This is a genomic window from Thermocladium modestius (genome assembly GCF_055398215.1).
The window spans coordinates 273,530-284,618 of sequence record NZ_AP043731.1 but is presented as its reverse complement, the minus strand read 5'-3'; the positions used below and the strand labels follow the sequence as shown (position 1 = coordinate 284,618).

Sequence of the window (11,089 nt, the reverse complement as noted above, 5' to 3'; positions counted from 1 at the left end):
CCGTTCATCCCATAAAGATAAAACCGGGCTTGCGCAGAAGAAGCGATGTGCTCGGTATACATAGTGGGAGTTGGCCCCGGCGATCAGGGCTTGGTCTCGATGAGGGCCCTAGAGATTATAAGGGGAGCGGATGTATTGGTTTACGATAGGTTGATCCCGCAAGGTCTCCTCAAGCTTGCTAAGCCCGGCGCGGAGTTGATATTTGCGGGCAAGGAGTTGGGGCATCATGTTATGGAGCAGGAGGAGATAAATGAAGTGTTGGTGAGCAAGGCGAGGGAGGGAAAGACAGTAGCTAGGCTTCACGGTGGGGATCCATTTTTGTTCGGCCGCGGGTTTGAGGAGTGCCTTGAGGTGACCCGTAATGGAATAAAATGCGTGGTAGTGCCCGGCATAAGCAGCGCCATAGCCGCGCCGGAGAGGTTCTTGATACCCGTGGTGTTGAGGGGCGTCGCCAGCAGCGCGGCGATAGTCACGGGCACTGAGGATCCAGGCAAGCGTCGTCGCTTCGTGGATTTCAGGGAGTTGGCGGGGAGGGTGGATACCATCGTGGTCCTCATGGGCAGGCATAGAATAAGGGAGATAGCCAAGGAATTGATTGAGGGTGGCCTCGATCCCGGCACTCCCGTGGCGGCCGTAAGCAGGGCGTTCATGGATGGGGAGAGGGTTATTTTCACGACGCTGGGCGAGGTTAGCGGGGATGGGCTGGAATCCCCCGTCGTGTTCGTTATAGGAAACGTGGTGAATGCAGCTAAGTCCCTTGTCGATAGTCAATAATACCGGTGCGGCGATCCGAATCGATTTAAAGCTCGTGGATTCATAGAGATGATTGGATGATACCCGCAATATCTTACATAAGGGTATCCACGGAGGAACAGGATCCGGAGAACCAGCGCGTCTACCTGGAGAAATGGGCCTCGGAGAGGGGCTTCACAATAGTCAAGCACTACGTGGACTTCGCGGTGAGCGGCAGCACCAGCGTGATGGATAGGCCTGCCTTCCATAGCATGGTTAGCGAAGCGCCATCGCTTAATCCAAGGCCCATAGCGTTGCTAGTGTATGAAGTGTCCAGGCTGGTGAGGAATTTCCAGGAATTCTTTAGGTTGCTGGATATAGTGGAGAATAGAATGGGGCTTCTAATAGTCTCCACATCAGAGAAAGAGAGCGTGCTTCAGAACTTGGATGGAGCCTATCGCCAATTCCTAAGGACCGTGCTGGCGTTCGTGGCAAACATGGAGAGGGACTTCATAAGGCAGAGAACCAAGGCAGCTATGGATAGGCTGAGGGCAGAGGGGAAGATAAGGAGCAAGTTGGAGTCCATACCTCCAGAGGTCATGGAATCCGTTGTGAGAATGTATGGGGAGGGCCTATCAATGAGGGAGGTGGCTAAGAGGAGCGGGGTGAGCGTGTACATGGTGAGGAGAATACTGGGCGGCAATGGTTATAGGCCCGGCCCCTACACGTGCCCGAGGTGCTTCGGCAAGATGAGGATAACCGATAGATCGCTGAAGCAGTTGGATGGCAAGTATGCCGTCGTGGAGAGGCTCTACTGTCCTAGGTGCGGTTATGAAGAAACAAAGGTATTATGATGTTTTGATGAGTCGTGAATATATCATGCCTTCTCCTTAACGGCTTGTTCCCTCTTCATCATGGTTGGAACGCTGAACACCAGGGCTACCACCACGTTTATGAGAAGCGATAATAGCCCTATGAATATCAATACGTGGGCCACCGGGTATAGGCTGGTCTTCAGAGGGCCGAAGTGATTGGCGACCTCCACCAAGTATAGGCCAGATGCTATGCCGGCCACCCAACCGGCCATCAATGCGTATTTGTTCAGCCTATTGGTAATCAATCCCAGGAACACGGGCGGCAGCGTCTGGAGTATTATTATTCCTCCAAGTAATTGTAGTTGAATGGCGTAGGTGGCCGGTACCGTGAACACGAATCCCAAGGCTATGAACTTGAATATCACGGAGGCCCACTTGGAGGCCCTGGTCTCTCCCTGCGGGGTTATTTTGGGATAGAGGGGCCTTATTATGTTCCTGGTGAGCAAGTTGGCTTGTGCTATTGCCATTATTGCGGCGGGCACTAGTCCTCCTATGAAAATGCCAAGCAGAACTATGCCGGCAAGCCAGTCCGGGAGGGATGCCACAGCCAACGCAGGCACCGCCAGTATGCCCGCGCTGCTTAGAGGGAACTTGCTCAGTATCGCCATGGCTGTTGGATCGGCGTAGACCAATATGCCCAGCATAGCCAGTATTGCCAACCCTATTCCGTAAATGGGAAGAAGGGCCGTGCTCATGGCCAACTGCTTCTTTCCCTGCGAGCTGAGCGAGCCGTTTATTGCGTGGGGGTATAGGAAGAGGGCCATGGCGCTTCCCAGCCATAGAGTTGCGTATCCCCATGCCAGGGATGCGGCTGGCTTCAGATTCGTTATGCCCGTGGTTAGCCAAGCAACCTTGTGCGCGGCCAATTGCTGGGCGAAGGCTTGGGCATTGGCGAAGGCAGTGGCGAATCCACCGTACTTGAGCGGCACTACTATTATTAGGACTATAACTGACAAGAATATGAGGGAATCCTTCAGCACAGCTCCAAGGGTGGCGCCGCGTAGTCCGCTTGTGAAGGTGAAGGCAGCCAGTATTATGAAGGAGACCGTTAAGGCTATGTCGGACACCTCCACCACGTTCTTCACCAGTCCATATAGCATTATAGTCAGCACTGCCTGCATTCCAACTATTTGCAATGCTATGTAGGGCAGCTCAGCTATTATTCCCGTGATCGCCACGAGACCAGCCAATGCCTTGCTGGAGAATCTGTCTGCCACCATATCGGCGGCGGTCACGTATCCATGTTTCCTGGACCACTCCCAGAGCCTGGGCATGGTGAGCATCGCTATGGCGAACGTTATGGAAACGTAAGGAACCGCGAAGAAGTAGAGAGCCCCGCTGGCGAACATGCCTGATGGAACTGCCACGAAAGTATATGCAGTATATAGATCAGCGCCTATCAGGAACCAAACCAGGAACGTCCCCAGCCTCCTCCCGGCAAGGGCCCACTCGTGGAGTTGGGACATATCCCCCCTCCTCCACCTGGCGCCGTAGAATCCCAACGCAACAAATACGACGAATAATGCAAGGAATAACGCCCACCCCAGTATCCCTATCATGAGCTCTCACCCCAGTACAACAGCACCGCGGCTATCGCAAATAATATTGCAGATAACGCCAACCAAAGCGTCTGATACCAATAAAAGAAGGGAACTCCCAGCAAGGTTGGATTCACGGTATTATATGAGGGCAGGTCAAGGTATATTATTAAAGGTATTATTATTAGAATCACCGCTATTATTCGTTTCACCATGGTATTGCCCCTATTGCTCATAGAATGGTAGCAATAATAATATTTTTAAGTTTTATCTGGAATTTTATTTAAATAATAAATAAAATAGTCAACATAAGTAATTAAAGCGTGGGATAAAGACCTCAATACAAGCGAAGGAATTGCCAAAAAGGCTCCTGGTCGCGAGGCTCCGGGAAAATCGAGGGTTAGGAATACCATCGACCCCCCCCCCCCCTTCCATGGCCCTTGTTTGCTGGGCTCTCTCGCTAAATTGGTATTGCCCGATATATTATCGCGCGTTATCTAGCTTCCTCAAGGATCCTTCCATTGAAGATGCGCTTAAAGCTTTGGTTTGGGAAAAACTTTTATTGGCTTCATGACCTCCCAACTATGGACTCGATAAGTAGCTCGATTTCCCGTTATGCAATTAGCATTAAGTACGATGATTTGCCGGAAAAAGTGGTTCATGAAGCAAAGCGGCGATTGCTGGACAGCTTGGGAGTAGCGCTGGCCGCTTACTCGGCGGAGCCGGTCAAGATAGCTAGGTCCGTGGCCCTGGGTTCTCCGGGCAGGTCCACTTTACTGGGCTCGGCCGGTCAAGTCGGGGTCGAGTGGGCCTCATTTGTCAATACATTGATGATACGGTACTTGGATTTCAACGATACGTATCTATCTAAGGAACCTCTCCACCCCTCCGATATGTATGGACCTGCCATCTCGGTGGCGGAGCAGGAGAAGGTGAGCGGCGCCGCGTTGATAACATCGGTGGCGGTTGGTTATGAGGTAGCCGTTCGCCTCTGCGATGCGGGTTCTTTGAGACTTCATGGTTGGGATCACGTGAATTATACGGGCGTGGGGCATGTGTTGGTGGCGGGCAAGTTAATGGGATTGGATGAGGGGCAGCTTGGAAATGCGTTATCGATACATGTTGTTTCCCATGCATCGATGAGGCAGACGCGCGTTGGTGAATTGAGCCATTGGAAGGCCGCCACCACGGCTAATCAGGCACGGAATGCGGTGTTCTCCGCGCTAGTTGCCCGCTCCGGCATGACTGGACCGGATAAGCCGTTCGAGGGCGAGATGGGGTTCATCAAGCAGTTGCTGGACGGGGACTTCGACTCATCCCCCCTGAGGGATATATCCAATCTATCTAAGCCAAGCCGATTATTGGATACATACATAAAGCCGTATCCGGTGGAGTATCACGCGCAATCAGCAGTTGAGGCGGCAATTAATATAAGGAATGAATTGGGCCCCATTGATCCGGACCAGGTAGAGTACGTTAAAATAGAGACCTTCAAGGCCGGATATGATATAATAGCGAAGGATCCGGAGAAGTGGGATCCCAAGACGAAGGAAACCGCGGATCATAGTTTGATGTGGGCCACTGCGACCGCATTATTGAAGGGCGATCTTTGGCTGGGAGACTACGAGCCGCATGAGATACGGAACCCCAAGGTGCTTTCATTGGTGAGGAAGACGAAGGTAAGCGTGGAGCCAGAGCTAGATAAGTTATACCCAAAGGCAATACCCAACAAAGTCGTAGTGAAATTAATCAATGGAAAGGAGTATGAAAGGAGGGTTGATTATCCCAAGGGTCACCCGATGAATCCCATGACGGACGAGGAGGTGGAGGCCAAATTCAAGAAATTGACGAAATCGCTGTTGACGGAGAAGCAACAAGCGGAGGTAATCGAAGCTGCGTGGAAGTTGGATGCATTGACCAACATATCGAAGTTAATAAAGGCCACAATGATATAATTCCATTCTTAAGAGAGGCACGAGCGCGTAGAAATTCAATTACCTACTTCAAGAAATCCTCTATATTGCCCCTGGCCCTGAGGGAATTCACGTGCCTAATCAGCCTCTCTACTTCGGTTCCAAGGTACTTCCTACACTCGGATTCATGTATTTCATTATCATGCCTCATCTCGCTCAGCGCCTCCTCTATGGTTCCTTTGCTTATAACCTCGTATATTCGCGCCTCCCTCTTCCCCGGACTGGCCCTCACCACCCGACCAACCCTCTGTATCATTTGCCTCGGCGACCCCGTTCCCGATGCGATTATGGCGACATCGGCGTCGGGCACATCAACTCCCTCGTCCAGCACTGTGGTGGTGATCAAAACTCTGGTACGTCCCTCGCTGAATCTCTTGAACGCTTCCTCCCTTCCCCGTGCCTTGGACGTTATGAGTTCCGCATCATTCATGGCCAACGCCTCATATATTTCCCGCGCTTGATCTATATACTGCGTGAATATTATGATCTTGCTTCCGGCATCTCTCTCCGCCTTTGTCAACTCCACTATGGGCTTTATCTTCGCCTTCGCCTTGGCGGCTATGTTTCTTAGCACTATCGGGTTATCTCCGGCCTCCTGGTATGTATTCCTCTCCTCCCAATCCATGTCGACGTATATTCTATAGTGGCGTATCGGCACCACCAATCCGGCGGCCATCATGTCGTCATACGATGCCTTGAACACGACATCGCCAGCCGACATGTATATCAAGTGTTGATTCTCATCCTCCCTATCCGGGGTGGCCGATAGGGCCAGCCTATACGGAGCTGTTAACCTGAATGCAACCTCTTTGAAAGTCTCGGCAGGGACGTGATGGGCTTCGTCGAATATGGCTAAGTCGAAGTAATCCTCCACCTCGCCTATATGTTTTATTGCGGAGTTGTATATAGCCACCGTTACATCCCTCACCTCGGTTTGACCATTCCCCAACGCACCGACGCTGGCTCCTAATATGGTTTCCACCCTCTTCATCCATTGCCTCATCAATTCGGCCGTCGTCACCAAAATTATGGTTCGCACGGATAACGTGGCCATTGCCTTCATGGCTATGAATGTCTTTCCTCCCCCGGTCGGGATGACTATCGTCCCCCTATACCCGTTCTTGATCCACGCATCAACGGCGTTATTTTGGAACCCCAATAGATTAACATCCCTTCTGGGCAGCTCTATTCTTCTGACCGTGGGCTCGCATTTAGCCATTATGAAGCCGTGCTTGGAGATTATGTCCACCACCTCCTCCTCCATGAATATGGGGAACTTGATGATCCACCGTCCATTGACGTTGGATACCCCACCCCGCTCCACCGCGTGGAACCATCCCTCCATTAATTTCCCATCCTTGCTGATCCTGTTGTACCTTATCTTAAGCGAGTAGAGATCCCGTAGCAGGGCGGAGGTGATGAAGTTTAGCGTCGCTGTTCCCCTGCACACCTCCGCCCTCCGCCACTCCCTTCTCCGCTCGAATGATTGCTTGCTGTTCATTATCATGTCCACGATGTAGGCCGGCACCGGTTTTTCCGGCGACAGTTTCCTCACCTCGTCGAGCACCATTTTGGCATATTCATCGAAATTCGATGCCTTGGCTATTAAGTCCCCCCTCCTCATTATTGCCTTCGCCGCGCAATATATTGAGGCATTCCTCCCTTCATTTAAATCATCGCATTCTCGATCAGCCTGCAAGTAGTTCTTCCCTCCCTTCATTTCGATGAGCATGGACTCCGCTTCGCGGTGGCTTAATCCCAACAATTTCTTGAGTTTCTCCAATTGCTCTTCATTGTTGACGTGGCCGATCCACTTCTCTCCATTCCATTTGAAGCCCATCTTTTTCAATTTCTCCTTGACAGCAAAAATCGTATCCCAATCCCAATCTCTCTCCACCTCTACTCCATTAATGGATGCCCTAAATCTCATGTCGTTATGCATGTAATGCTCCGTCGCCGTTGATAAATTTTTCAGCCGCTCGTAAGAGGCGATTTTCCGCACAATGATCCATCAGCCAGGTATGAAATATCGTGAGGATGCATTAATTCGAGCCTTAAAACCCATCATAGCCTCCCTTGAAAGCAAGGTTTACCATAGCCTTTATCAAGTGGAAGGGGAAGACCCGTTTGTGGGAGTAAAATTCAATGGAGATCCATTGGTGATGGGAGTTATAAATGTAAGTCCAGAGTCGTTCTATCCATCCTCGGTTAGACGCATTGAGCAAGTCACGGCTGCCGCCAGGGCTATGGTAGAAGCTGGGGCGGCCGTGGTGGATCTGGGAGGAATGTCGACCGCCCCCTTCAAGAGCACGTGGATATCGGAGGAACTGGAGGCGGACAGGTTGATGGCCGCGGTCAAGTCGATAAGGGATGAGCTAGGCCACAATGTGGTAATTTCAGTGGACTCGTTTAGACCCAAGGTGGTGGAGAAGGTAGCTAGGCTGGGCATTGACGTAATAAATGACGTAACTGGGCTCTGGTTCAGCGAGACCCTGGCCGACGTGGCGGCAGATAATGGATTGCAGATGATACTGTGCGCCAGGGAGCTACAGGACTCTGGGCGGGATCCGGTCGAGACCATTATTGATGAAGGAAGGCGAGCCATAGAGGTGGCTGCCAAGCATGGCGTGGAGGATGTAATAATAGATCCATGCATAGGCTTCCCGCCGATAACGGGCGATCCATCAATCAACCCATTGCTGCCGCTTCGCGGTAATAGGTATGAGAATTGGGCTGCGCGCGACGTATACGTGTTGAGTCACGTGGATGAATTGAGGGCATTGGGCAAGCCGCTGTGCGTGGGCGCATCTAGGAAGGGCTTCATTCGTAAGTCGCTCGGCAAGGCGATGGGGCGCGAGCTAGGCGGCTCCCTGGGAGTGGCGGCATACCTGGCCATGAAGGGCGTGGACTTGATACGGGTTCACGATGTCGAGGAAACCGTGGATTTAATCAGAATTATGAGGATCATCAAGAGATGCGAGGGCAGGGGCTTCGGCGAATGCTTGTTAACATAGATATGCGACATGCTTAAGAATAGTTAGGCATTGGCGTGGTGTGACTAATAAGGCCAGGGGATACCTTTACTTGGCATCCCTAGTGCTGGTGTGGGGAGCAGCGTATCCATTAACCAAAATGGCATCGGAATACGCGTCTCCCATGGTGATCTCGTTGTTCAGAACCGGACTCGGCGCGGCGCTTCTCTACCCAGCAGCAAGGCGAGTCGTGATAAGCAGGGAAATGGTCGTATCCGGGTTATTAAACATGGGATTATTCCTGGTATTCCTGAATGCATCCATAATGCTGTCTGTGAATCCCGGTCTCTCGGCCGTCCTCATATACACCCAACCCCTCTTCGTAGCCGCTCTACAAGCCGCTTTTTCCCGCCGCAGTCCACCGCCGGGCAGGATGTTAGCGTTGACGGCAGGCTTCTTCGGAGCGCTCTTGACCGCGTGGAGCAGCTTCAGCGTGGGTAATTTATTAGCGCTCCTCGGCGGCTTCTCGTGGGCCCTCGGCACGATTTACTACGCATCGAAGGTGAGTGAACGAAACGTCACCGTGGCCAATGAATCGATGACCCTCCTATCTGTGCCCTTAATAGCTGCATTGACGCCGCTAGATTACTCCATCCATTTATCTATAAAGGCAATCGCGCTCTTGCTATTGGTTGCCTTACTCGCCCAAGTGCTGGGCTTCCTCCTTTGGTTCAATGCATTGGAGCTCGTAGATCCATCGCTTGCATCATCTATACTGCTGGCAACGCCGGTGATGGCGTTGATATTCAGCTCATTAATGCTGGGAAGCCCCTTGACCCACATGGATGAAGTAGGCGTGGCCATTACCCTGGCATCCGTTGCATCGATAGTAACAATGGAGAGACGCAAGCAATGAGTTGAGCCAATGCCTTACGAGCCTCTTCTCCCCTCCCCTTCATTAGGGCGTGGGTCCCCCTGCTTCTGAATGTAGTCTCGATCCCCGTTAAGCATCCACGGGGCTTGCCCTCCAAGGCAAATCACGCTTCGTGAGTGTGGACCATGAGGCTGGATTAATCTTTTCCATTCCTTAAAAACATTTTAGTAATGCCCATCTTTATCGGGTGCATTCGATTAGAGATATAAACGCTGGGTCATTGTAGAGACATGGGAGTCTCCGGCGATGTAATAAGGGCTTTCAATGCGTGGGCGACCGATTACGATGCTTGGTACGCCGAGAATCCGCGGCTTGCCTCGCTGGAGCTTGCCGTGCTCAAGGCAATCGAGTTACGCGGCCGTGGCGTGGAGATAGGCGGTGGCTCCGGCTTCTTCTCGTTAATTCATCAATCAATCGTGCTGGAGCCCGCGTGGGGCATGGCGGTTCTGGCCAAGGCCAAGGGGCTTGACGTGATTGTTGGCGTGGGCGAGCTTCCGCCAATAAGGGATTCATCGCTTGATTATGCATTAATGGTGGTGACCCTCTGCTTTCTAAAAGATCCATCACAAGTGATGCGGAGAGCCGGCATCATGTTAAAGCCAAACGGCTTATTCGTGGCTTGCATAGTGCCTCGGAACGGGCCGTATGGTGCCAGGTACGTCGATGAGGGACGGAAGGGCCATAGGTTCTATTCAATGGCGACGTTCTATACCGTGGCGGAAACCATGGATATGATGAGGACGGCGGGCTTTAGCGTATCGCCTAAAGTCATTGCATCTCTGGGTCCAGTTGATGGTCCTACCACGGTGGATCCAGGAGATGCCGAGGGGTTCGGGTTTGCCTGCGTGAGCGCGTTTAAGCAGGCAACTTGATAAAATGAACGACAAACCTAGCCTTTTAAGGCGGGGTAAAGGTTTTAAGCTTCGTCGGCACATCTTTCTTCATGACGCCCTCCCCTGGTCAATTCCCTGAGGATGAGGAGCGGGGGCCGATTACCCCCGCAATACCAGAGGGAGGTGCCCACGAAGTTGAGTTTAAAACAAGAGGACAAATATAATTCGTTTCCTACTAAACCATCACTAACACAAAAAGTTACTGAAATTAGCAGATGTTTCCGCCAAGTTGTTCAACGAGCCTTATAGCTGTCCCCCTCCGGTTCCGTATATGCTAATTGCTATTTTAACTATTCTCTCCACCTCCTCTCGCGGAAGTAGCTTGGAAATGGAGTTCAGGCCAGCCACCTTATCTACTACGTCCGAGGCGGACGAGCCGCTGCGAAGCAATTCCCCGGCAATCGTGATCATTTTCTCCTTGGTGGCCTCCACCTCGGTCCAGTGATATTGTGTCTCGCCCACCTTCACATAGCCGGGCCTGGGGATGGAAGCCGGCCATTGATTGCCGCATTTCTTGCATAGGAACATTATTGGTTCTCCTGCCATTATTGATATATCGTGGGAGCCGCATTTTGGACAGGACATACTGCATTCGGAATGGGTGCATCAAAATAAATGTAACCCTCAAGGAAGGGGAGACACCGGTGCTTGGCGCTTCATCGATTTAACATTATATCCATTATGTAATTCACGACTAGCGGTGGAATATCATTCCGATTGTGCGGAGCTATCCTGAATAGCCTGCCCTCACAGATGTGCATCACCTCATTCACCAGTCTTTCATGAACGGTCAATACGAAGGGCCTTTTCTTAATGGCATTGATGACAGTATTCATGAAATCCGGATGAAGCATCTCCATGGGTCCCACCTCATCGATGACCAACACATCGCTCATCCCCGCAATGGATTCTAAGCCCCAGGAAATTGCGTCGAGATCCACGCGATACCTGCCCACCCGCGGGCTCCCCTCCCCAATCAACGCCATGATTCGCTCGCCCCTGCCGGCGGCGTCCACTATGGCAAACCCAACACGCTTACCCCCGCTTCTTCTCTCTTCCGTGTAGAATCCGCTGACGCTTATGCCTTTGCTGGAGAGAATCTCAACGATTCGCTTCACTGCGGTGGTTTTTCCCGCCCCTGGAGGGCCCGTCAGCAGCGCGCCCCTGGGCAC

At 51.9% G+C, this 11,089-nt stretch carries 11 protein-coding genes; 6 read left to right on the top strand and 5 right to left on the bottom strand.

Annotation, left to right across the window (positions count from 1 at the left end; all coding sequences use genetic code 11):
• The first annotated feature begins 45 nt into the window (after positions 1 to 45).
• Together cobA and ACZ5ZS_RS01415 are read left to right on the top strand one after the other, a co-directional pair.
• The gene (cobA, locus tag ACZ5ZS_RS01420; protein ID WP_188596130.1) at positions 46 to 774 is read left to right on the top strand and encodes a uroporphyrinogen-III C-methyltransferase; all 729 of its coding nucleotides are present in this window, start codon (positions 46 to 48) and stop codon (positions 772 to 774) included.
• A gap of 56 nt (positions 775 to 830) precedes the next feature.
• Positions 831 to 1,586: a recombinase family protein gene (locus ACZ5ZS_RS01415; RefSeq protein ID WP_188596129.1), complete on the top strand. Its 756-nt coding sequence runs from the start codon at positions 831 to 833 to the stop codon at positions 1,584 to 1,586.
• A 23-nt stretch (positions 1,587 to 1,609) separates the two neighbouring features.
• On the opposite strand, the gene ACZ5ZS_RS01410 is transcribed toward ACZ5ZS_RS01415, so the two are convergent.
• Both ACZ5ZS_RS01410 and ACZ5ZS_RS01405 read right to left on the bottom strand, forming a co-directional pair.
• Complete coding sequence (locus tag ACZ5ZS_RS01410; protein WP_188596128.1) at positions 1,610 to 3,166, bottom strand: sodium:solute symporter family protein; 1,557 nt, start codon at positions 3,164 to 3,166, stop codon at positions 1,610 to 1,612.
• The gene (locus ACZ5ZS_RS01405; RefSeq protein WP_229657664.1) at positions 3,163 to 3,381 is read right to left on the bottom strand and encodes a DUF3311 domain-containing protein; all 219 of its coding nucleotides are present in this window, start codon (positions 3,379 to 3,381) and stop codon (positions 3,163 to 3,165) included. The genes ACZ5ZS_RS01410 and ACZ5ZS_RS01405 overlap by 4 nt, the downstream gene beginning before the upstream one ends.
• A gap of 348 nt (positions 3,382 to 3,729) precedes the next feature.
• Here ACZ5ZS_RS01405 and ACZ5ZS_RS01400 point away from each other — a divergent pair, with 348 nt between their 5' ends.
• The gene (locus tag ACZ5ZS_RS01400; RefSeq protein ID WP_188596127.1) at positions 3,730 to 5,100 is read left to right on the top strand and encodes an MmgE/PrpD family protein; all 1,371 of its coding nucleotides are present in this window, start codon (positions 3,730 to 3,732) and stop codon (positions 5,098 to 5,100) included.
• Positions 5,101 to 5,143: 43 nt separating this feature from the next.
• On the opposite strand, the gene ACZ5ZS_RS01395 is transcribed toward ACZ5ZS_RS01400, so the two are convergent.
• Positions 5,144 to 7,060: a DEAD/DEAH box helicase gene (locus ACZ5ZS_RS01395; protein WP_229657663.1), complete on the bottom strand. Its 1,917-nt coding sequence runs from the start codon at positions 7,058 to 7,060 to the stop codon at positions 5,144 to 5,146.
• 187 nt (positions 7,061 to 7,247) lie between these two features.
• Here ACZ5ZS_RS01395 and ACZ5ZS_RS01390 point away from each other — a divergent pair, with 187 nt between their 5' ends.
• The 3 genes from ACZ5ZS_RS01390 (at position 7,248) to ACZ5ZS_RS01380 (ending at position 9,896) form a co-directional block, all read left to right on the top strand.
• Complete coding sequence (locus ACZ5ZS_RS01390) at positions 7,248 to 8,132, top strand: dihydropteroate synthase (protein WP_188596126.1); 885 nt, start codon at positions 7,248 to 7,250, stop codon at positions 8,130 to 8,132.
• 40 nt (positions 8,133 to 8,172) lie between these two features.
• Positions 8,173 to 9,006, top strand: a complete 834-nt coding sequence (locus tag ACZ5ZS_RS01385; RefSeq protein WP_188596125.1) for a DMT family transporter — start codon at positions 8,173 to 8,175, stop codon at positions 9,004 to 9,006.
• A 248-nt stretch (positions 9,007 to 9,254) separates the two neighbouring features.
• Positions 9,255 to 9,896, top strand: coding sequence for a methyltransferase domain-containing protein (locus ACZ5ZS_RS01380; RefSeq protein ID WP_188596124.1), 642 nt, complete (start codon positions 9,255 to 9,257; stop codon positions 9,894 to 9,896).
• A gap of 264 nt (positions 9,897 to 10,160) precedes the next feature.
• Here ACZ5ZS_RS01380 and ACZ5ZS_RS01375 read toward each other — a convergent pair whose 3' ends face one another.
• Both ACZ5ZS_RS01375 and ACZ5ZS_RS01370 read right to left on the bottom strand, forming a co-directional pair.
• A complete protein-coding gene (locus ACZ5ZS_RS01375; RefSeq protein ID WP_188596123.1) occupies positions 10,161 to 10,502 on the bottom strand; it encodes a zinc ribbon domain-containing protein in 342 nt (113 codons plus the stop codon).
• Positions 10,503 to 10,573: 71 nt separating this feature from the next.
• A complete protein-coding gene (locus ACZ5ZS_RS01370; RefSeq protein ID WP_188596122.1) occupies positions 10,574 to 11,089 on the bottom strand; it encodes a nucleoside-triphosphatase in 516 nt (171 codons plus the stop codon).